Annotated in this window: 19 protein-coding genes, 2 tRNA genes and 1 pseudogene; 6 read left to right on the top strand and 16 right to left on the bottom strand. The window is 70.6% G+C overall.

Annotation, left to right across the window (positions count from 1 at the left end; all coding sequences use genetic code 11):
• Nucleotides 1-60: 60 nt before the first annotated feature.
• On the bottom strand, nt 61-1,986 hold the full coding sequence (locus ABZS54_RS26630; protein WP_355541076.1) for a tetratricopeptide repeat protein: 1,926 nt from the start codon (nt 1,984-1,986) through the stop codon (nt 61-63).
• 139 nt (nt 1,987-2,125) lie between these two features.
• Nucleotides 2,126-2,202, bottom strand: a tRNA-Met gene (locus tag ABZS54_RS26625).
• Between the two features lie 350 nt (nt 2,203-2,552).
• Between ABZS54_RS26625 and ABZS54_RS26620 the strand changes: the two genes are divergently transcribed.
• Complete coding sequence (locus tag ABZS54_RS26620; RefSeq protein ID WP_355541074.1) at nt 2,553-2,795, top strand: hypothetical protein; 243 nt, start codon at nt 2,553-2,555, stop codon at nt 2,793-2,795.
• 173 nt (nt 2,796-2,968) lie between these two features.
• Here ABZS54_RS26620 and ABZS54_RS26615 read toward each other — a convergent pair.
• Together ABZS54_RS26615 and ABZS54_RS26610 are read right to left on the bottom strand one after the other, a co-directional pair.
• Nucleotides 2,969-3,042: transfer RNA gene (locus ABZS54_RS26615), tRNA-Met, on the bottom strand.
• Nucleotides 3,043-3,152: 110 nt separating this feature from the next.
• Nucleotides 3,153-6,146, bottom strand: coding sequence for a UPF0182 family protein (locus ABZS54_RS26610; RefSeq protein ID WP_355541071.1), 2,994 nt, complete (start codon nt 6,144-6,146; stop codon nt 3,153-3,155).
• Between the two features lie 193 nt (nt 6,147-6,339).
• Here ABZS54_RS26610 and ABZS54_RS26605 point away from each other — a divergent pair, with 193 nt between their 5' ends.
• Nucleotides 6,340-6,882: a PPA1309 family protein gene (locus tag ABZS54_RS26605; RefSeq protein ID WP_355541068.1), complete on the top strand. Its 543-nt coding sequence runs from the start codon at nt 6,340-6,342 to the stop codon at nt 6,880-6,882.
• Nucleotides 6,883-6,910: 28 nt separating this feature from the next.
• Here ABZS54_RS26605 and ABZS54_RS26600 read toward each other — a convergent pair whose 3' ends face one another.
• The 4 genes from ABZS54_RS26600 to ABZS54_RS26585 all read right to left on the bottom strand — a co-directional run bounded on the left by ABZS54_RS26600 (nt 6,911) and on the right by ABZS54_RS26585 (nt 10,005).
• Nucleotides 6,911-7,963, bottom strand: coding sequence for a PDZ domain-containing protein (locus ABZS54_RS26600; protein ID WP_355541065.1), 1,053 nt, complete (start codon nt 7,961-7,963; stop codon nt 6,911-6,913).
• 47 nt (nt 7,964-8,010) lie between these two features.
• Entirely contained in the window at nt 8,011-8,247 is a 237-nt protein-coding gene (locus tag ABZS54_RS26595; RefSeq protein WP_355541062.1) for a hypothetical protein, read from the bottom strand.
• Between the two features lie 136 nt (nt 8,248-8,383).
• Nucleotides 8,384-8,845, bottom strand: coding sequence for a molybdenum cofactor biosynthesis protein MoaE (locus ABZS54_RS26590; protein ID WP_355541059.1), 462 nt, complete (start codon nt 8,843-8,845; stop codon nt 8,384-8,386).
• 92 nt (nt 8,846-8,937) lie between these two features.
• Nucleotides 8,938-10,005, bottom strand: coding sequence for an NAD-dependent epimerase/dehydratase family protein (locus ABZS54_RS26585; protein ID WP_355541056.1), 1,068 nt, complete (start codon nt 10,003-10,005; stop codon nt 8,938-8,940).
• A 398-nt stretch (nt 10,006-10,403) separates the two neighbouring features.
• Here ABZS54_RS26585 and ABZS54_RS26580 point away from each other — a divergent pair, with 398 nt between their 5' ends.
• Together ABZS54_RS26580 and ABZS54_RS26575 are read left to right on the top strand one after the other, a co-directional pair.
• Nucleotides 10,404-11,834 carry a zinc-dependent metalloprotease gene (locus tag ABZS54_RS26580; RefSeq protein WP_355541053.1) on the top strand — a complete coding sequence of 477 codons (1,431 nt, stop codon included), beginning with the start codon at nt 10,404-10,406 and terminating at the stop codon, nt 11,832-11,834.
• A complete protein-coding gene (locus ABZS54_RS26575; RefSeq protein ID WP_355541050.1) occupies nt 11,831-12,361 on the top strand; it encodes an NUDIX hydrolase in 531 nt (176 codons plus the stop codon). Before ABZS54_RS26580 ends, ABZS54_RS26575 begins: the two co-directional genes overlap by 4 nt.
• Nucleotides 12,362-12,445: 84 nt before the next feature.
• Here ABZS54_RS26575 and ABZS54_RS26570 read toward each other — a convergent pair whose 3' ends face one another.
• From ABZS54_RS26570 to ABZS54_RS26555, 4 genes and pseudogenes are all read right to left on the bottom strand, one after another.
• Entirely contained in the window at nt 12,446-13,201 is a 756-nt protein-coding gene (locus ABZS54_RS26570) for an AIM24 family protein (RefSeq protein WP_355541047.1), read from the bottom strand.
• Nucleotides 13,202-13,223: 22 nt separating this feature from the next.
• A complete protein-coding gene (locus tag ABZS54_RS26565) occupies nt 13,224-13,910 on the bottom strand; it encodes an AIM24 family protein (protein ID WP_355541044.1) in 687 nt (228 codons plus the stop codon).
• A 7-nt stretch (nt 13,911-13,917) separates the two neighbouring features.
• Complete coding sequence (locus ABZS54_RS26560; protein WP_355541041.1) at nt 13,918-15,729, bottom strand: TerD family protein; 1,812 nt, start codon at nt 15,727-15,729, stop codon at nt 13,918-13,920.
• A 453-nt stretch (nt 15,730-16,182) separates the two neighbouring features.
• Nucleotides 16,183-16,677: pseudogene (locus ABZS54_RS26555) on the bottom strand (M48 family metallopeptidase); the annotation flags it as partial.
• Nucleotides 16,678-17,000: 323 nt separating this feature from the next.
• Here ABZS54_RS26555 and ABZS54_RS26550 point away from each other — a divergent pair.
• Nucleotides 17,001-18,107 carry a ThiF family adenylyltransferase gene (locus ABZS54_RS26550; protein WP_355541038.1) on the top strand — a complete coding sequence of 369 codons (1,107 nt, stop codon included), beginning with the start codon at nt 17,001-17,003 and terminating at the stop codon, nt 18,105-18,107.
• Nucleotides 18,104-19,513: an AarF/ABC1/UbiB kinase family protein gene (locus tag ABZS54_RS26545; protein ID WP_355541035.1), complete on the top strand. Its 1,410-nt coding sequence runs from the start codon at nt 18,104-18,106 to the stop codon at nt 19,511-19,513. The genes ABZS54_RS26550 and ABZS54_RS26545 overlap by 4 nt, the downstream gene beginning before the upstream one ends.
• 76 nt (nt 19,514-19,589) lie before the next feature.
• Here ABZS54_RS26545 and ABZS54_RS26540 read toward each other — a convergent pair whose 3' ends face one another.
• From ABZS54_RS26540 to ABZS54_RS26525, 4 genes are all read right to left on the bottom strand, one after another.
• Complete coding sequence (locus ABZS54_RS26540) at nt 19,590-19,811, bottom strand: hypothetical protein (protein ID WP_355541032.1); 222 nt, start codon at nt 19,809-19,811, stop codon at nt 19,590-19,592.
• A 59-nt stretch (nt 19,812-19,870) separates the two neighbouring features.
• Nucleotides 19,871-20,209, bottom strand: a complete 339-nt coding sequence (locus ABZS54_RS26535) for a WhiB family transcriptional regulator (protein WP_355541030.1) — start codon at nt 20,207-20,209, stop codon at nt 19,871-19,873.
• A gap of 138 nt (nt 20,210-20,347) precedes the next feature.
• Nucleotides 20,348-20,779 carry a hypothetical protein gene (locus ABZS54_RS26530; RefSeq protein ID WP_355541027.1) on the bottom strand — a complete coding sequence of 144 codons (432 nt, stop codon included), beginning with the start codon at nt 20,777-20,779 and terminating at the stop codon, nt 20,348-20,350.
• A gap of 166 nt (nt 20,780-20,945) precedes the next feature.
• The coding region (locus ABZS54_RS26525; RefSeq protein WP_355541024.1) for an HRDC domain-containing protein at nt 20,946-21,366 on the bottom strand (421 nt) is incomplete at its 5' end.

Here is a 21,366-nt window from a genome sequence, read left to right as displayed (position 1 = left end):
CACCCGACCAAGGCCACCCAGCCCGTCCGGCGCTTGAGGACACCCAAGCCAGGCCAACCGTCAGCTCGCGAGCGACTCCGCCCGAAACGCGTCCAGCAACCGCTGCGCCTTGGCCGCGACATCGGCCGGCCCGTGCGCGACCGCCGGCCCGCACCAATGCTCCGCATCGGCCAGGTCCCCACGCCGCAGCGCCAACACCACCAACCGCAGCGCCGCCCGCCCGTGCCCACCACGCGCGGCCACCGTCAGCCACGGCTCCGCGCCGTCCGGATCCTCGTGCCGCAGATGCAGCAGCGCCAGGTTCCACGCTCCGGCCACGCTGCCCGCCTCGGCCGCGACCTTGAACCGCCGCGCCGCCGACTTGTCCTCACCCCGGCGCGCGCACAACACCCCGCACCGCAGGGTCGCCATCACATGCCCCGCGTCCGCGGCCACCGCGTACCAGCGCTCCGCCTGCTCGGCCGCCCCCGCGTCGGCAAGCATCGCCCCGAGCCGAAACGCCGCGGTCGGCCGATCCGCCCGCGCCGCCGTCTCATAGGCGCGTGCCGCCCCCTCGGCATCCCCCCGGCGCTCCAGCAACAGCCCCATCTGCAGTGCCGCGTCCGCGTGCCCGGCCTCCGCTGCCCGCCGCCAGCACGTCTCGGCGGCGTCGTCGAGACCGCCCCGCGCGTGCAGGATGCCCAGGTTGTACGAGCCGTCCACGCTGCCCGCCTCGGCGGCCCGCGCGAACCATATCCGCGCCTCCTCGTCGTCCCCACGCTCCAGGAGCAGACCCGCCAGCGCGTTGGCCGCGTCCCCGTGACCCGCGTAGGCGGCCATCCGGAACCAGCGCTCGGCGCCCGGCGCGTCCTCGTGCTCGGCGTGCAACAGGCCCAGGTTGAACGCCCCGTTGCACTCGCCGGCCGCCGCGGCCCGCTCGTACCACCGAGCCGCCTCGCTCGATCGCCCGCCGGCGGCGAACCACGCCCCGAGCGCGTTGGCCGCCGTCCCGTCACCGGCTTCCGCGGCGACCTGCCACCACCGCACCGCGCCCTCGACGTCACCCGCGTCCTGCAACAGGAACCCGAGCGCACGAGCGCCCTCGGCGTCCCCCTCCTCGGCCGCGAGCCGGTACCACCCGATCGCCTCGGCGGTGTCCCCCGCCCGCTCCAGCGAGATCGCCAGCCGTACCGCTGCCCGCACATGACCACACGAGGCCGCGCGCAGGAACCACGTCGACGCCGCACGTTCGTCGTCGCGCTCCTGCCCCATCCGGCCGAGCCGGTAGGCCGCCTCGGGGTGTCCCGCCTCGGCCGCCCGGCGATACCACCGCTCGGCGCCGGCCCGCCCGGTCAACTCGAAGAACTCGCCCAGCGTGAGCGCGGCCCGCACATGCCCCGACTCGGCCGCGTTGCGCAGCCAATAGACGCCCTGTCCGGACAGATCGTGGTACGCGTCCATGCTCGCGCCGGCGCCCGCACGCGCCGCGTCGGCCTGATCCAGCAGCAGCGCGCCGAGCGAGAACGCCGCGATCCGACTGCCCGCCTCGGCCGCCCGGTGCCACCACAACGAAGCGGCGTCATCCCGCCCCTGACGGTGCATCAGCACGCCGAGGTTGGTCGCGGCGCCCCGGTGTCCCGCCTCCGCGGCCCGACGCAACAGCTCGGCGGCTTCGTCCTGTTCGCCGCGCTCGAGCAACATCAGCGCGAGACTGTTCGCGGCGGAGGGACTACGGCCGGCGCGCTCGCGATAGCGTCGTTCGAGTTCGGCCGCCTCGTGTCGGTCCAGCGCCTCGTGTCCCTCGACACTGCCGCTCGGGCTGCGCCGACGCGGCCGGAACGGGACCAGGACCGCATAGTCGTCGGGGTGCGCGGGAGCGGTCGCGGCGGCTGCCCGACCGCGGTCCAGGACCACCGTGTCGGGGCCTTCCGGCACCGCTTCGAAGACGTCGGCCTCCGGCGGTGGGTCGTCCCCCCGCCGTCCGCGATGTCCCTTCCACGCCCCCATGGGTCCATCGTGGCATCTCGGGCCACATCCATGCAGTCGCGATTCGGCAACGACGGCCCGACTCCGGGCGTATTGTCACGGTACGCACCTTGTCGGGGCATGCACGAAGGGCCCGGTCAAAAGACCAGGCCCTTCGATGTGGTAGCGGGGACAGGATTTGAACCTGCGACCTCTGGGTTATGAGCCCAGCGAGCTACCGAGCTGCTCCACCCCGCGTCGGTAGACACAACTGTACGGCAGCGCCCGGGGGGCAGGCAAATCCCCTCCGCCACCGCCCCGGACCGCCGAGCCGGGCCCGCGGATCCGCCCGTGGAGCGCGGACCGCCCGGGAGAGCGGCCGAATTCAGACCATGGGGTGAACCTGTTCAGTCCGACCCCGATCCCGAGTCGAATCCTCTTTGGCGCCAATTACCCCTACTTGCCCGGGAGTTCGTTCACGCCACAACGGGGTTCTCGGCCAATCGAGGACACGATCGGGTCTCGACACGGGGCCGGAAGCCGTCACGGCGTGCCCCCAATGGGGTACGGTCTGCGTCGTGGTCATATCAGGAATGGACCATCCGAGCATGCCGCGTCGAGTCCCGGTTCCACCGATGGACGTCGGCCGAAGCGGCGTGGGCGAGCGCCTCGAGAGGCACCTCGCCCTCATTGGTCACGCCTCCACGCAGGAGACGGCGAACAGCCTCGAATCGGCCGCCATCATCCAGAGCCTGGTCCCGCGCAACGAACCGCGCGGCACCCACCGACTGGCGCGCGTCACCCTGATGGCCCCGCTGCGCGCCAAGCGCCGCCGCCAGATCGCGCTCTAGTCCGTCCGCCACGCCCTCAGCCCGTGCGCCACACCCGACTCGCCGAGTCGGGTCACGCCCCGAACCGGACGACATCCGAGTCGCCACGCGCCGAGCCAAGCGAGAACACGGAATGCACGGAAATACGCGAGAGGCCCGGTTCCGAAGAACCGGGCCTCTCGCGTATTCCCAAGTAGCGGGGACAGGATTTGAACCTGCGACCTCTGGGTTATGAGCCCAGCGAGCTACCGAACTGCTCCACCCCGCGATGCGTTGTGCCTTGAGCTTACGTGACCCGGCGCCGCACACCAAATCGATTACGAGACGGGCCCGCCCCCCGAAGGGGACGGGCCCGTCTCGTAAGTCACGCGCCGGCGATCACGGCTTGGGTGGCGTGGAGGCCCCCGGCGTTCCGGTCGCCGGTGGCGTCGACGATGTGCCCGCCGGGTTCTTCGTCGTCTGCTCGGCCGCCAGGGCTCGGTCCACGGCCGCCTGGAGGCGCTTCTGTGCCTCGCCGTACTTGGCGAAGTCACCGGCCTTCAGCGCCGCGTCGGCGTCCTTGAGGGCCTGGTTGGCCTCGTCCAGCGCCTGCTTGACCGTCGGGTTCTGGACCGGCGGCGTGGTCCCGCCCGTGGTGGGCGGTGGCGTGGTGCCGCCCGTATTCGGGGGTGTGGTCCCCGTCGGTGGCGGAGCCGGTGTCGTCTCGCCGTTGAACACCGCCGCCAACGCCTCCGGCAACGTGTTCTGCAGCGCGATCTTCCCGCCGAACGACACCAGTACCTTTTGCAGCACCGGATACGACCCGGCCGCGTTGGCCTGGAGGTACACCGGTTCGACGTAGAGGATGCCGCCGCCGACCGGAAGACTCAGCAGGTTGCCGAAGACGACCTTCGAGTTGCCGATCTGGAAGACGTTCAACAGCCCGATCACGGACGAGTCGGATTTGAACTGGCTCTGCATCAGGTCCGGGCCGTTGATCGCCGTGGCCGATGGCAGCGTGAGCAGTCTGACCTTGCCGTAGTCCGGTCCCGGTTCCGAGTTGACCGCCATGAACGCCGCGAGGTTTTGCCGTTCTCGTGGCACGAAGGTGGTCGTCAACTGGAACGACTGGTTCTTCGCCTGCTGTACCTGGGCATCGCCCGGAGCCGGTGGCAGCTTCATGGACAGGTAGTACGGCGGCTGGTCGGCTCCGCCGACCCCGGTGCCCGTCGGGTCCTTCGGGACCTTCCAGAAGTCCGAGCCGTTGAAGAACGTCCGCGGGTCGGTCACGTGGTACCGGGTCAGCAGATCGCGCTGCACCTTGAACAGGTCCTGCGGGTAGCGCAGGTGCTCCATCAGGGTGGGCGGGATCGTGGTCTTCTTCTTGACTGTGTTCGGGAAGGCCTTCATCCAGGTCTTGAGGACCGGGTCCTTCTCGTCCCACTGGTAGAGCTTGACCGAGCCGTCGTAGGCGTCGACGGTCGCCTTCACCGAGTTGCGGATGTAGTTGACGTTGCCCGTGTTGCCGACCGCACCGCGGGCCCGGTCCTCGGCGTTGAGCGAGTCGGCGGTGGCGTCACCGAGCGTGGTGCGGGTGGCGTACGGATAACCGTTGCTGGTCGTGTACGCGTCCACGATCCACTGCACCTTGCCGTCTATCACGGCCGGATACGGGTCACCGTCGATGGTCAGCCACGGCGCGACCGCCTCGACCCGCTCTTTGGGCGTGCGGTTGTACAGGATCCGGGAATCCTTGTTGATCGAGTCGGAGAGCAGGATGTTGCCCTCCTGGAACTTCGTCGCGTACAGCAGCTTGTTGAACATGCCGCCGATCGGAACGCCGCCCTTGCCCTGGTACGTATAGGTCTGCTGACCCGTCGGGCTGTTGTCGAGCGGATAGTCCACCTCGGTCGCCGCGGCCTTTTTGGGGGCCCCGACGATGGAGTACTCGGTCGTCTGCTCGCCGAAATAGATCCGCGGTTCATACGGACCGAGCGGACTCGGGCTCGTCTTCTCCTGGACGTCGGTCCGGATGTCCTTCTCGATGAAGACCGGCTTGCCCTCGGGGTCGCGGGCGGTGCCCTCGGCCCCGACCACGCCATACCCGTGGGTGTACTTGGTGTGGTCGTTGACCCAGTTGTGGCTCTGGTTGCCCTTCGGGTTCAACTCGCGCAGCGCGATGACGGTGTCCTGCATCTTCCCGTCGATCATGTAGCGATCGACGTCGAGAGTCGCCGGGAAACCGTAGTACTGCCGCAGTTGCTGCAGCACGTTGAACGTCGGGGAGACGATGTTCGGGTCGAGCAGCCGAATACTGGCCGTGGTGGACGCCTCGTCCTTGAGTTCGGGCCGGGCGTCGACGTTGCCCGCGTACGCCTCGGGCTTGACGTCGTCGATGCCGTACGCGTCCCGCGTCGCCGCGATGTTGCGCTCGATGTACTTGGCTTCCTTGGCCTGCTGGTTCGGCTTGACCTGGAAGCGCTCGACGATCGCCGGGTACAGCCCACCGATGAGCACGGCGGACAGCACCATCAGGCCGAAGCCGATGATCGGCAGTGCCCAGGTGCGGCGGAAGACGTTGACGAAGAACAGCGTCGCGCAGATCAGCGCGACGATGAACAGGATCGTCTTGGCCGGCAATACCGCGTGCGCGTCGGTGTAGCGCAGACCGGTAAATTGCGAGGCCTGCTTGAAATCACCGGACGAGACCGCGAGCGAATAGCGGTCCAGCCAGTACGCGACGGCCTTGAACAACACGAAAAGGCCGAGCAGCAGCGAAAGATGCGCCTGTGCGGCCGGCGTCGCCCGCGACCCCGGACTCTGGACCCGAAGCCCGCCGTAGAGGTAGTGCGTGATCACCGCGAGGACGAGGCCGACGACGACCGCGACGAACGCGAAATTGATCAGGAATCGATAGAACGGCAGGTCGAACGCATAGAACGACACATCCTTGTGGAACTGCGGGTCCTTGGTTCCGAACGAGACGCCGTTCACGAACTGCAGCCACGTCTTCCACTGCCCCGACGCCGAGGTGCCCGCGATGATGCCGATGACCACCGAGAGGCCGATCAGCAACCACGTGCGGAACGGGGTGATGGCCGACCGGTAGCGGTCGAGACTCTGCTGCTCCAGCGACATCCCCCGGAACGCGGGTCGCAGTCGATAGGCGACATACACGTTGGCGCCGACGGCCACGGCCATGAGCAGACCGAACACCAGGAACAACCCGATGCGCGTCCACAACTTGGTCGTGAATACGTTTCCGTAGCCGACCGACTTGTACCAGAGCCAATCCGTCCAGAAATTCGCGAACAGCACCCACGCGACAACGATCACCACGAGGATGGCCAGCGTCAGGAGCAGTGTTCTGGACCTGCGGGACGGAGCTCCCATTCTGATCCGACGGCCACCTGAGCCGCCTCGTTCGGGCATCTGAAAAACCAAGGGTGCGCACCTCGATCATTACCTTGGACGCGCCCGGTCGGCGCTCGATGGGTCAACTTACCGAGACAGGACGTGGTTCCCGACCGACACGGCCGATACAGGCTCGTGATCCGCCGTGCGGGGAAGACGGGAAGATGGGGTCATGACCGTTGCACTCACCCAGGCCCTCGTCGAGATCGAACGCCACGTGGCGGCGTACGGCTGGGACCAGCAGGCCCGCCTCTACGCGCTCGTGGACACCGCGGAATTGGCCCGTACCGAACCCGACCTCGCGGCGCAGCTCGGCTTGTCCGCCGACCGTGACGCGCCCATCGACACCCTCACTCCGATCGAGCAGGAGGAAGTCCCCGAGAACGTCGCGATCGACGAATTCCTGGCGAGTATCGCCTGGCCCGAGGCCGTGCTCGGTTGCGCGCTGGTGGTCGAGCGGCTGATGTTGCCGCCGTCCGCGGAGGCGACCATGCCCGCGGTGGGCAGTGATCGCGAGATCCACGAGTGGGTCGCGTCGCACCCGCAGCGTCAGGAGGTCCGCCTCGCCGTCGGGGTGCTGCGCGACGGCTCGCGCGAGTCGGCCGTGCGGCTGCGGGACAAGGACGACGACTCCGAGGTGCTCTCCGGCGCGGATCTGGTGCCGGGGCTGGCCGAGGCGCTGCTGGCCACGTTCGGCGAGGGCGACGAGGACTAGTCCTCGTCGCCCTCGGGGTCCGCACCGGTCACGCATGACATTCCGTCAACGTGCCCTGGCCGGTGCGGATCGTCTCCAGCGCCTTGAGTGCGTCGTCCAGCGTCTCCACCTGGACCAGGGTCAGCCCGCCCGGCTTGGTCTGCGCGGCGGCGGCGCAGTTGGCCTTGGGCGTGAGGAAGTACTTGGCGCCCTGCCGGCGGGCCCCGATGGTCTTCATCTGGATGCCGCCGATCGCACCGACCTTGCCCTCGTCGTCGATGGTGCCGGTGCCGGCCACGAACTTGCCGCCGGTCAGGTCGCCGGGGCTGAGCTTGTCCACGATGCCGAGCGCGAACATCATCCCCGCGCTCGGGCCGCCGACGTCCTCCAGGTGGATCTCCACCTTGAACGGGAACTTGGGCAGGATGCCCGGCGTGATGCCGACCAGGGCCCGGCCGTCGTCCTCGGCCTTCCCGGTGACCACCTGCACGTCACGCCGGGTGCCGCGGGCATCCGCGGGGTCGACGGTGAGCGTGACGCTCTCGCCGGCCCGGTGCTTGGTGATCGCCGCGGCGACCTCCTCGGTCTTGGTGATCGGCTTGCCGTCCACGGCCAGGATGATGTCGCCGGCGTGCAGCTTGCCGAGCGCGGGCGCGTCCTTGGCCACCGTGGCCACGATCACCTGCTTCTCGATCGGGATACCGAGCGCCGCGAAGGCCGCCACCTTGGCGTGCTCCTGCGACGAGCTGAACTCCTCGGCGTTCTCCCGCTCGACCTCGGCCGCGGACTTGTCGTCGGGGTACAGCGACTTCTTGAGCACGACATCCGCGTCGCCCTTGACCCAGCCGGCGAGCGCGTCGAGCAGCGGCATGTCGTAGGACTTGTTGGTCACCGACACGGTGGTCATGTTCAGGTGACCGCTCGTGGGATACGTCTCGTGACCCGAGACCTCGATGACCGGCTTGCCGCCTTCGTCACCGAGCGTGTTGTACGTGGGCCCGGGGCTCAGCTCGGCGTAGGGCACCGGCGCGAACAGGACGGCGCAGGCCAGGGCCAGCAGCAACAGCCCCGAGACGACCAGTGTGGCGGTGCGGCGCGACATGCGCCCGACCCTACGGCACCCGGGATTTCCCGGTGCGGGCCGGGCCGTCACGGGCTTTCGAAGCCCGGTTCCGGGACCGGTTCGGCGGTGGCGTCGGGGGCGGGTTCGGGCCGGACCGGGGTCGCCGTGCGGACCCGGTCCAGGGCCGCGCTCCATTCCGCGAAGGCGGACATCGAATCGTGCATGCTCGGCGTCCGAAACGACCGGCAGGTCCACGCGGCCCAGCTCACCGCGATCACGAGCGCCACCCCCGGGATGGCCCACCACCATGCGACAGACGCCATGACGTACTCCGTCCACGGGAGGGGGAGACTGACGGCTTAAATCATATGTATGTGGTGGTAATGGTGCATTTCTGCGGCTCCGAGTCGGGTGTGACTCCGGTGACGGGTGGGCGCCGCGTGCCCGTTGGGGTCGATCTCAGCAGGCGCCGACCCAGTCCGAGTCGCCGTCCACGAAGTGTTGGAGCTTCCAGATCGGCACCTCGTGCTTGAGCTCGTCGATCAGCCGCCGGCACGCGGTGAAAGCCTCCGCGCGGTGTGGGCACGAGACGGCGACCACGACGGCGAGGTCGCCGATCTCCAGCCGGCCGACCCGGTGCACCGCCGCCATCGCCCGCACGGGCAGATCGGCCGCGATCTTCTCCATCACCCGACGCAGCTCGGCCTGCGCCGAGGGATGTGCGGAGTACTCGAGCGCGGTGACCGAGCGCCCGCTGTCGGCGTTACGGACCGTACCGACGAACAGGTCCGTGCCACCCGCGGACGGGTCGCCGACGGCGGCGAAAACCTCGTCGACGGACAACGGCGTGTCGCGGATCTCGGCGATGCGGATGACGTCCATACCGGGCAGTATCGCGCGCGGCGAACCGGCACCGGCCATCCCGGTCCCCCTTTTCGGGCGAGTCCGCGAGTGCGCAGGGGCGCGCGGGTCCGCGAGTGCCTGCCTCTCGCCGGGCACTCGCGGACGGCGTCTCAGAAGCCGCGGCGCCTGCGCCGGACCTTGCGCACGATCGCGGCCGTGCCCACCAGGGCCACGGTCGCACCCGCCGCACCGAGCGTGGTGGCGTCCTTGCGGCCGAGTCGGCGGGCCACGAGCGCATGCCGCCCGTCGACGTCCTCCAGAAGCACCGCGAACGCCGCCTCGTTGGTCCACGCCGGACGCCAGCCCGCCGCGCGCAGCCGCTCGGAGGAGACCACCCAGCCGTGCATCGTGTATGCGAGGTCGCCCGCCGGGGCGGGGGTGATGCCCAGCCGGTGCAGCCGTTCGGCGGTGCCCAGCGCCAGCGACGCGGGCAGCTCCATCCGGCGCATCCCGGACAGTTCCTCGATCTCCTCCTGCCCCAGCCAGCCTTCCGAGCCGACGGTGACCACACCCTCGACTCGGCCCAGCGCGGCGAACTCGAGTGCGGAGGCGAGGTCGTCCAGGTGGCAGAACTGCCAGCGGGGCTGCCCGCCGGAGACCACCAGCAGCCGGGGCGCCTCGAAGTGCCGGGTCATCACGCTGTCCGCCTCGGGCCCGCCGACCAGGGTCGCCGGGCGCACCACGGTGACCTTGACGTGCGGGTGGGCGCGCGGGGTGCGCTCGGCCAGTTCCTCGATCTCCAGCAGGTCGCCGACCAGCGAGGCGTCCGCCGTCGCGCGCAGCGGCGCGTCCTCGGCGAGCGGTACGGCGTTGTCGGGCAACGCGCCGTAGACCATCGCCGAGGTGCACAGCACGACCCGGGGCACCCGGGCCGCGGCGGCGGCGGTCAGTACGGTCTGGGTGCCGCGCACGTTGCGCGCGCCGCGAGCGCGGGCCTCGGAGTCGAGCGACATGTCGAGCGCGAGGTGCACCACCACGTCCACGCCCTCCAGCCGACCGGCCAGCGCCGGATCGCGGACGTCCATGATCCGCCACTGTGCGCCGGGAATCTCACCGCGCCTTTCGTCGATCGCGATCAGGCGTTTGACCTGGTCGTTCGCGGCCAGAAGCGAGGCGACGCGATGACCGAGCCCGGACGCGGCGCCGGTGACCGCGACGACCGGGCGCACCTTGGGCACACTCTTGTCCGAGGGCTGGTCCGAGGCCGAGGCATTGGGCTCCGGAGCGTTCTCCGGGGCATCGGTCCCGGGGCCATCGCTCGTGCTCTCCCGCCCGCTCCGCCCAGAGCGAACGCGTGGGGGCTGGGAACTCACTGGCGGTCTCCCGTGGTTAGTTTGGTACGAGCGGTTCGTCAAGAAAGGTACGCGCGACTGCTTGCCTTTCCTGTCAGTGTCCGCGATCCATCCTGCCGGAGGTGTTGTTGTGATCTTCACGCCAGGCGCGATTCGGCGCTCCTGCGGCGTTGCCTCCGGCCGGGACGGCGGGCAGGCCGAGCGAGACGAGGTAACCGTGAGTCAGCATCGAGTGGTCGGGCCCGAGGGCACCGCACATGTGGAAAACGTAGAGGGGCCCAACCATGGCTGACTTCCCCTTCGGCTTCGGCAAGCCCTCGGGCGACGACGATCCCAACCGCCCCGGCGGCGGTTCCGGCGGCTCGAATCCGGGCGACCCGTTCGGCTTCGGCGCGGCCGGCGACCCCAACAATCCGTTCGGTGCGCTGTTCGGGCAGATGAACCAGGCCGATCTGGGCGCCGCGTTCCAGCAACTGGGCAAGCTGCTGTCCTACGAGGGCGGCCCGGTCAACTGGGACTTGGCCCGGGACATCGCCCGGCAGACCGTGGCCCAGCAGGGCGACGCGTCGATCGGCGCGGTCGAGCGCGGGGGCGTCGAGGAGGCCGTGCGGCTGGCCGAGCTGTGGCTGGACGAGGCCACCTCGCTGCCCTCGGGGGTGAGCACCACCGCGGCCTGGAGTCGCTCCGAGTGGATCGAGGCGACGCTGCCGCAGTGGCGCGCGCTGGTCGAGCCGCTGGCGACCCGGGTGGTCGCGGCCATGGGCGAGATGATGCCCGAGGAGATGCAGAGCATGGCCGGGCCGCTGCTCGGCATGATGCGCGGCATGGGCGGCGCGATGTTCGGCGCCCAGGTCGGGCAGGCGCTGGGCGCGCTGGCCGGCGAGGTGGTCGGTTCGACCGACGTCGGGCTGCCGATCGGGCCCGCGGGCAAGGCCGCCCTGTTGCCGGCCAACCTGACCGCGTTCGGCGAGGGTCTGTCGGTGCCGCAGGACGAGGTCCGGCTGTATCTGGCTCTGCGCGAGGCGGCGCACCAGCGGCTGTTCGCGCACGTACCGTGGCTGCGGCAACACCTGTTCGGCGCGGTGGAGGCGTACGCGCGGGGCATCAAGGTGGACATGAGCCGGCTGGAGGAGGCCGCGGGGCGGATCGACCCGAGCAACCCCGAGGCGCTCCAGGAAGCCTTCTCGCAGGGTCTGTTCGAGCCCGAGGAGACGCCGGAGCAAAAGACCGCGTTGTCGCGTCTGGAGACGGCGCTGGCGCTCGTGGAGGGCTGGGTGGACGCGGTCGTGCACAGCGCCGCCGAGCCCCGGCTGCCCTCGGCGGGCGCGCTGCGCGAGACGCTGCGTCGTCGGCGTGCCACCGGCGGCCCGGCCGAGCAGACGTTCGCCACGCTGGTCGGCCTGGAGCTGCGCCCGCGCCGGCTGCGCGACGCGGCGCGCCTGTGGGCCTCGCTCGCGGACGCGCGCGGGGTCGACGGCCGGGACGCGGTGTGGCAGCACCCCGACCTGCTGCCGACCGCCGACGACCTGGACGACCCGGACGGCTTCGTGCACCACGCCGAGCTGGACCTGTCCGGTCTCGACGCCGAGCTGGACGCGGACCTGGACCGGCTGGAGTCCACCGGCGAGAAGCCGACCGATGACAAGCCCGTCGGCGAGCCCGGAGGCGGCGACGAGCCGGAGGGCCCGGACGGCGGGAAGGGATCCGGCGCGTGAGCCTACGGCTCGACGCGGTCGACGTGCTGTCGAAGTGGGAGGCGCCCGACGACCGGGCGGACCGGCTGCGGCAGGCCTACCTGGCGCACCTGGCCGCGCACGAGGACGGCATGCTCAAGGCCTGTCCCGAAGCGCACGTGACGGCGAGCGCGGTGATCGTGGACGCGGCCCGGGAGCGGGTGCTGCTGACCCTGCACGCGAAGATCGGCAAGTGGTTGCAGACCGGCGGGCACTGCGAGCCGGTGGACCGCACGGTGGCCGAGGCGGCGCTGCGCGAGGCGCGCGAGGAGTCCGGGATCACCGGGCTGACCCTGCTCGGCGCAGGCGCGCCGGTGGGCCTGGACCGGCATCACACGCCGTGCGCGGTGCACCTGGACGTGCAGTACGTCGCGCTGGCCCCGCCCGGCTCGACCGAGCTGATCAGCGAGGAGTCGCTGGACCTGCAATGGTTCGCGTTCGACGCGCTGCCCACCGAGACGGACGACTCGGTCCGGGCGCTGGTGGCCAGGGCCCGCGCGGTGCGCTGAGCGCCGCGACAGCACGACCGGCACCACGAGGGGCGCCCGACCGATCGCCGGTCGGGCGCCCCTCGGCGGGTGTGTGGCTGCCGACTACTGGCCCCAGGTGTTGCCCCGGACGCCGCCGTCCTGCCCCAGGCCCCGGTTGGCCAGGTAACCGCCGGACGAGATGAACTCGACGGGCGGCAACATCTCGCTGGGCTGGACCACGACGTAGCCCTCGCCCATGAAGGCCATGTTCCAGCCCTCGCCGGTGCCCCGACGGCGCCGGTAGATCCGCGCCGAGTTGGTCTGCGCCTGCATGCTGATCGACAGCCGGGTGCTCCACGCGATCACCGCGTCGGCGTCCGCGAACACCTCGGCGCCGTGGCCGACCCGCATGATCAGCGGCTTGCCGGAGGTCATCAGCGCGATCTTGCCGTTGCCGCTGATGTCCAGGTTGTAGGAACCGGCACCGGCGACCGACTGCGCGCTCTCGATCGCGACCACGTTCCAGCTGAGCGTGCTGTCCAGGGCCAGGACGTACTGCCCGTCCACGGTCAGGCCCTCGAAGTCGAGGTCGAGCACGTGTATCGACTGGGCCATGTTGGCCAGCCACATGGTGCCCGTGCCGTGGGCACGCATCAGGTTGAGCTGTTCGCCGGTCGCCGCAGCGGCCTGCTGCTCGGCGCCGGAGCGCATGTTCCCGTCGAAGTCGATCGCGCCCTGGTAGGCGACCATCGAGCCGACCCGGGCCAGGCAGTGGTCCGGCAGTCCGTTGCCGAGCTGGACCTTGAGCATGTGCGCGTTCTGCAGACTGAACCGCTCGGGCGTCTGCACGGGTGCGTGACCGAAAAGCGAGCTTTGCACGATATTCCTCCTTCGCTCGCGGTCAGCCGCGCACGTGGAAACGGTCGGTGGCGTCCTCGGCCGGCTGCACGACGACGAAGCCGTTGCCCTTGAAGGACACCTGCATCGCCTCGCCGGAGCCTCGCCCGACGATGCCGCCGAGCCGCATCGAGCGCTTGGTGCCGACCTTGAGGCTGGTACTCCAGGCGACCAGCGCGTCCGGGTCGACGTAGGTCTCGCGCTCGGACGGGTTGAGCACGACCGGCGTGCCGCGTGTGGTGATCGCGACCCAGCCCTGGCCGGACAGTTCCATGTTGAACAGGCCGTTGCCGCTGAACTTCGCGGTGACCCCGCTCACCATCTTGATCCGGTGTTCCAGGTTCTCGTCGAACGCGAGGATGTTGCTCGCGTTGACCGACAGCCCCTCACCCGGGTTGAGCTGCATGATGGCCACGTCGGCGCCGTAGTCGGCGAAGTACACGTCGCCCTGGCCGGTGCAGCTCATCAGCTGCATGCGCTCGCCGGTGATGCCGCTGGTCACCCGGCGCTGCGCACCCTGGCCGTAACCGGCGAACCGGATGTAGCCCTCGTAGGCGATCATCGCGCCCTGCTTGGCCAACACCCCCGGCGCGCCGGGCTGGATGTTGACCCGACAGATCTTGTTGCCGTGTGCGCTCATCCGAGCCTGAGGGGCGGTCTGCCCGTACGCGGCGATCAGTTGCTGATCCATGTTCCCCTCACACCTCGTAGGGCTGGACGACGATGAAGTTGTTGCCGCCGGGCGGGCAGCGGAACTGCAGGTTGACCGTCTCGCCGCTGTGGCCGGGGAACGCGGTCCGGCGCAGCCGCATCTGGGTCGTGGTGGAGACGTCCATGTCGGTCCACGCCACGATCGCGTTGCTGTCCGCGAAGGTCGGCCCCTGGACCGGGAGCACCAGCGGGATGCCCTGGGTCTTGACCACCACCGTGCCCTGACCGCTGAAGGTCTGCGCGAACAGCGCACCGCCGGGGATGCCCACGCCCTCGACCCGGGCCGGCTCGATGGTCAGGCCCTCGTCGAAGGCGAGCACGTTGGCCACGTTGACGAACAGCTTGTTGCCCTGGAGTTCGACCAGGTGCAGGTGGGCCGCGTCCTCGGCGAAGAACACCTCGCCGTTGCCCTCGCAGCGCATCAGTTCGAGCGACTGGCCGGTCTGCCGGTTGTCGTACCGGCTGCGCAGGCTCTGTCCCTGGAACTTGAACTTCACGTCGCCCTGGTAGGCCACCATCACGCCCTGGCGGGCGATCACCTTGCCACCGGAGACGTCGACCCGGACCATCTTGGCGTTCTGCTGGGCCCAGCGACCGCCGGCGGGCACCTCGCGGTACTGCTCGATGCCGTACTGGAAGGCGGGCTCGGGCGAGGCGATGCCCACCCCCTGCATACCGGGCGGTGGGCCCTGCATGCCGGGCGGCGGCCCCTGCATACCGGGCGGCGGGCCACCGGGCACCGGCATCTGGAGCGTGGGCTGCATCTGGCCGGGCCCGCCGGCTCCCGGGTAGCCGCCGGGGCCGGGCGGCGGCGGGTAACCGCCGGGCTGACCCATGCCGGGCGGCGCCATGTGTCCCTGGTTGTGGCCCTGGTGCGGCGTCTGGTTCGGGTAGCCGCCCGGGCCGGGCGGGCCGGGCGGCGGCGGGTAGCCTCCCGGCGCGCCGTGCGGCGGCGTGCCCGGGGGCTGGTTGTACTGCGGCGGGCCGGGCGGCGGCGGATACCCGCCGGGGGCGCCGTGCGGCGGCGTGCCGGGCTGGTTGTACTGCGGCGGGCCGGGCGGCGGACCACCATGGCCCGGCATCGCGCCGACCGGCTGGGGCGCGCCGGGCGGCGGGCCGAAGTCGGGGGTGGGAGCGGGCGGCGGGCCGCCTCCGGGCGGGCCGAACGAGGGTGCGGGCTGCTGCGGCGGCATCCCGCCGCCGCCCGGCGGGGCGAATCCGGGGGCCGCGCCGGAGGGCACCGGGTTCGGCTTGGGCGCCTCGTCCGGCTCGTCCTCGGCGACCTCGCCGCCGAAGTTCTCCAGGAGCGCGCGCAACCCGCCGTCGAAGCCCTGTCCGACGGCGGAGAAGCGCCAGACGTCCTTCTTGTAGATGTCCGCGATCATCACGGCACGCTCGGTACTGAACTCGCGCCCGGTGAACGAGTAGCGCGCGACCTCCTGGCCGCCCGCGACTATCCGCAGGTAGCCGGAGGCGACCTGGGACATCACGCCGTCGCCGTCCACGGTCGCGGTGAACGCGAGCTTGTTGACGTTCGGCGGGACCCGGTCGAGCGTCACCCGGAAGGACTCGGTGTCACCGGCCTGCGCGCCCAGGAGCTGGATCGACTCCTCGGGCGACTTGGGCTGGTTGAAGAAGATGAAGTACCGATCGTCGGACAACCGTTCGCCCGCGTCCAACCCGAAGCACGCGATGTCGAACGTCAGCCCGGGGCTGTCCAGTTGCACCCCGACATACAGATCGGTCCCCGCGGTCAGGTCGGACAGCTTCGACTTCTGTCCCTTCCTGAACTCGACCACTGTGTGGCTCCCTTCCCCGCTTCTCCGCCACCGGCGGTGCGGGCGCCCACCACCTGGGTCCCCGCCGCGCTCGGCACGCTACAACATCGGATCCGCCCCGGTCCGGGTACGGCACAAAGCTCGTCGGCGCTCTCGTAGCGCCGACGAGCGATTCCCCTCGACCGGTTCCCGGCTGCGTACGCGCCTCACGCTATACGCCCGAATCCGGCGCCGCGACGACTCCCGAAGGCCGGATCCGGGTCAGCTGCGGGGCTTGCCGCCGGTGCGATCGCGCGTAGTCCCGACGCGCGTACCGTCCGCAGCCGCGGTGCCCTTGCGGGAAGTACGCGCGCCCGGCGCGGCGCCTCGTCCGCGGGTGGTCGGCTGCGGGTCGGGCCGCGCCGCCTCCCGGGTGTCGGCCGCGGATTCCACATCGTCCGTGTCGTCACTCATCGCCAGGCCGCTCGTGGCCGCGACACCCTCCAGATATCCCCGTGCGCGTTCGGTGCGTGGATATGCGGCGAGCAGGGTCCAAAAGCGCGGCCCGTGACCGGGCACCAGCAAATGCGCGAGTTCGTGCAGCAATACATAGTCGACGACATAGGTCGGCATGCCGCGCAGCCGAGTGGAGAGTCGAATAGTGCCGTCGATCGGCGTACACGAACCCCAACGGGTGTTCTGGTTGCCCACCCAACGCACGCTCGCCGGCTCCGCGCGTCCGTCCAGATAGCGGGCGGAGAGCTCCCGGGCCCGGGCGGCGAGGTCCTCGTCGCTGGGCCGTCGGCGGCGCTCCTGGGCGGCCAGACGCTCAAGCATCACGCCGACCCAGCGTTTCTCCTCCGTCCGCGTCATCCGGCCGGGGAGCAGGACCACGGTCCGGTCCCCGTCCCGGTAGGCCGACACGGTTCGTTTCCGTCGGGCGCTGCGACGCACCTCGACGGCACCCTGATAGGAGGCTCCGGACAGCATGTCGTGTCCGGCCCCGGGATCCGCGACCACAACCAGGACGTTAACCGACCGCACCGACAGGGCGCCCCCGCTTCGGGCCGGCCGGGGATATTCGACGTCGCCCGGTCGCGCGCCGCAGCGCGGGCATAAGCACTATTCGTGTGATAGCTCCCATTCCATTCTTCTCGGCCTAATATTTCCAAATAGCATATTCATACGCCGCCTGTGGACGACGAAATACCCGACGATCCACAGCCGGGCACGCTGGGGCCGGCCGAGTCGTCCCGCGGATCTCGGTCACCGTTCATTCCCGTTCCCGATGTACCGCTCCTCGGAGGCCGCCCGTGCGACCGCTCCTCAAGCCCGCCCTGCGTCGGTTGTGGCGCGATCGGCAGACCCTGCAATTGGGCCTGGATCCGCATCGGGCGGTGTTGCTCGGCGGGCTGGATCCGACCACGACGCGCTTCGTCGAGCAATTGGACGGCACCCGCGACCTGAATCGGACCTGGGAGCTGGCCGAACGGGTGGGGCTGGGCCGGGCGCACGCCGAGGCGGTGCTCGACCTGCTGGCCCGCGAGGGGGTCCTGGAGGACGCCTCCGGGCGGCCCACCCCGGTGCCCGCGCTGCCCCGCGAGCGGGCCCGGCTGGGTCCCGACCTGACCTCGCTCGCCCTCGTGCACGGCAGCGGCGACGCGGGTCTGGCCGCTCTGGACCGACGTGCCCGGGCGGTGGTGACGGTGCACGGCGCCGGCCGGGTGGGCGCGGCGGTGGCCGGGCTGCTGGCCGCCGCCGGGGTGGGCCACGTGGTGCCCGCGGACCGTCGGCCGGTGCGCCCGGGCGATGCCGGACCGGTGGCGTTCGGCTGGGACGAGGAGCGCCCGCGCCGGGAGACCACGGTGCGAGCCGCGCTGCGCCGACTGGCTCCGGGGGTGCGATGTGCGCTGCCCGCCGGACGCGGCACCCCCGACGTCGCGGTACTCGTGCCGGAGGGCCGCCCGGATCCGGCACCGGGCGCCCGGTTGGTCCGGCAGCGGGTGCCGCATCTGTACGCGGACATCCGTGAGACGACCGGGGTGATCGGGCCGTTCGTGCTGGTGGGGCGGTCGGCGTGCGGGCGCTGCCTGGATCTGGCCCGCGCCGACCGCGATCCCGGCTGGCCGCGCCTGCTCGCCCAGCTCGCGGCGGCGCCCGCGCCCGGCGAGGCTCCGTGCGACGTGGTGCTCGCCACCGAGGTCGCCGCCCGGGCGGCCCTACAGGTGCTCACCTTCCTCGACGGCGCGCTGCCCACGACCGTGGACGGCACCGTGGAGATCGAGCTTCCGGACGGCCTGACTCGACGCCGGAGCTGGTCGCCGCATGCCCGCTGTGACTGCCGGGCCACCCACCCGGCGCAAGAGGTGGGGTCCGTCACACATGCCGGGGCGCCGAGTCGGACACAATGGGTCGCGTGAGCGATCTTCCGCGTAGGGCCGTGACCCGCACCGCCAAGCTCGCGTCCCTCCCGTTGGGGGTGGCCGGTCGGGCGACACTGGGCCTGGGCAAGCGCATCGGCGGCAGACCGGCCGAGATCGTCGCCGCCGAACTCCAGCAGCGCACCGCGCAACAACTCTTCAAGGTGCTCGGCGAGTTGAAGGGCGGCGCGATGAAGCTCGGGCAGGCCCTGTCGGTGTTCGAGGCCGCGCTGCCCGAGGAGGTGGCCGGGCCCTACCGCTCGGCGCTGACCAAACTCCAGGACGCGGCGCCGCCGATGCCGGCGCGTACCGTGCACAAGGCGCTCGCCGACAATCTCGGCGGCGACTGGCGCTCACTGTTCGAGGAGTTCTCCGAGACCCCCGCCGCGGCCGCCTCGATCGGCCAGGTGCACCGGGCGGTCTGGCACGACGGGCGCACCGTCGCGGTCAAGATCCAGTATCCCGGGGCCGGCGACGCGCTGATCTCCGACCTCAATCAGCTCGGGCACGTCGCACGCTTCGCCGGCGCGCTGATCCCGGGCATCGACGTCAAGCCGCTGATCGCCGAGCTCAAGGCCCGGGTCGCCGAGGAGCTGGACTACCAGCTCGAGGCGGAGGCGCAGACCGCGCACGCCGTGGAATTCGACGGCGACCCGGACATCTTCGTGCCGCACGTCGTGCACCAGAGCGAGCGGGTGCTGATCACCGAGTGGATGGACGGCAAGCCGCTGTCCCAGGTGATCGACAAGGGCAGCCAGGAGGAGCGCGACCGGGCCGGGCACATGCTCAGCCGCTTCCTGTTCTCCGGCCCCGCGCGCACCGGCATGCTGCACGCCGACTCGCACCCGGGCAACTTCCGTCTGCTCGCCGACGGGCGGTTGGGCGTCCTGGACTTCGGCACGGTCAACCGGCTGCCCGAGGGGCTGCCCGAGCCGATCGGCCGGGCTTTTCGACTCGCGCTCGACGGCGATGCGGAGAGCGTGATGCAGGTGTTGCGCACCGAGGGCTTCGTCAAGCCGTCGATCCGGCTGGACGCGGCCGAAGTCCTGGACTACCTGCTGCCGTTCCTGGATCCGGCCGAGGCCGAGGAGTTCACCTTCACCCGGGCCTGGATGCGCGAGCAGGGCGCGCGGGTCGGCGACCCGCGCAATCCCGCGTCCGCGCTGGCCCGTCAGCTGAATCTGCCGCCGAGTTACCTGCTGATCCACCGGGTCACACTGAGCACGATCGGCGTGCTGTGTCAGCTCGGCGCGACCGCGCCGTTCCGCGAGGAACTGGCCGCGTGGTTGCCCGGCTTCGCCGACGAGGACTTCGAGGCAGAGGAGTTCGACTTCTCCATCGAGGACGCCGAAGAGGTCGAGGAGATCGACGAGATCGGGAACTCCGGCGACGCCGGCGGGCGTTAGCCGCCCGCGAACCGCCGAAGGGCGGGCACTCCCCTCGGGGAATGCCCGCCCTTCGGCGTGCTGCGCACCGGCCTTGCTACATCACCGCGATGGCGAGGGCCCGGCGCGCCCGCATGGAGGCGACCTCCGCCCGACGACGCATCCTGCGCGCCATCCGGACGTGGTACGCCCTGCGTTGGAGCTCCGCTTCACGGAGCTGTTGATCCATCTGAGCCCTCGCGAGGGCTTCATTGATGAGATGCAACTCCCTGCTCCTGTCATTGGGCAAAACGGCGTTCGTGTCGTGGATGTGCTTCATGGGTTCCTGCGCGTACGTGGTGCGTCGGGTGCTCGTGCGTCGGGGTCCTGCGGGCGGGGTCACGCGGCGACCTCCGTCTTGCGCGGACGGCCACGGGGACGCTTGCGGGCAACGACGACGCCCTGCACGAAGAGCTCGCCACCCCAGACGCCCCAGGGCTCGCGGCGCTCGAGCGCACCCTGGAGGCACATCTCGCGCACGGGGCACTCACGGCAGAGGGCCTTCGCGTACTCGACGTCCTCGGGGGACTCGGCGAAGAAGACCTCCGGGTCGTAGGAACGGCAGGGGATCGTCGACTCGAGCTGCTCGACGTCCTCGAAAGCGGTGAGGGTCATCAGGTCTACCTCCGATGTCGCTGTGGCTGTGCTGCCGGGTGCGGGGGGTTTGACGTGGGGCACGTGGTGCTCCTGTGATTCGTGGGACTCGTGTCCCCGGTGGTCGCTACTCGGTGCTGCTGACAGCCGACAAAAGACAAGGGCCGCGGATCCCGGTGTTCGGGATTCCGCGGCCCTGGAGGGTGCCGACCTGACGTCTCGTCAGGTCCTGTTCCTCCAGGACGGATACCCGTTGTTACCGGCAAAACCGGCCATGGTCATGCCATTGGCCTGCTGCGATTCCTGCTTCTGCGCCTGCTCGCAGGCCGCCGCGCTCGACGGTCGCTCGCTGCGACGCGTCATAGCTGCCTGCTCGCCTTGCCACGGACCCTCGGCGCCGACCGCCAGACCGACGAGACCTGAGGCACCCGCTGCTGCGGACACATCACTGCCGTTGCCGCGCAGTCGCGCGGAGGCGGTGATCAGGGCATCGGTCCCGGCATAGGACAGCACCACGGGGAGCCCGGCCAGGCCGGACTTGGGCAGGGAGAGATCGGCATGCGACAGCTTGGCGGAGCCCACCGACACCACGACCGAAGCGGCGGCGAACGCCTGACGCTGGGCTTTCAAGTTCCTGGTAATCACGACGTTCACCTCCTTTCGAGAGGGTTTCGGGGCAACACCACAGGGGCGCTACCAAGTTTCAAGGGCGAGCACGGTCGAACGTTCCGACCGTGCTCGTGAGCGTAGATGCGGTTTGGAGCGAGACGCAAACGATTTATTGCATGGCCCTCGTCACTTGAGGGAAACCCCTCGCAACTCACACCCCGTCAGGAGCATCCTCGTCCTCCGGGATGTGCCCGACCTCGTCCGGTGCGGGCTCGAATGCGAGGTCGTGACCGGCACACAGCGCGAGCACGTCGTCACCGAACCGCTCCAGCTTGGTTCGGCTCACCCCGGGGATCGCGGCCAGTTGGCGCTCGTTGAGCGGGCGGGTCTCCGCGATCGCGGTCAGCGTCGCGTCGGTGAAGATGACGAACGCGGGCTGGCTCTGCTCCCGCGCCCGACCCAGCCGCCACTCGCGCAACTGCTCGAACAGGAACTCGTCGACATCCGAGGGGCAGTCCAGGCAGCGGCCGATCTTGCGCTCGGCGGCGTCCTGGAGCGCCCGCGCGCAGACCCGGCAGCGCACCGGTCCCACCTTGCGCCGGGGCCGGCCGGTACCGTCCGGCCCGCGGCCC

This window comes from Embleya sp. NPDC005575 (assembly GCF_040605455.1).
Taxonomy (GTDB): domain Bacteria; phylum Actinomycetota; class Actinomycetes; order Streptomycetales; family Streptomycetaceae; genus Embleya.
The sequence above is the reverse complement of the archived record's forward strand: the minus strand, read 5'-3'. Positions and strand labels throughout refer to the sequence as shown.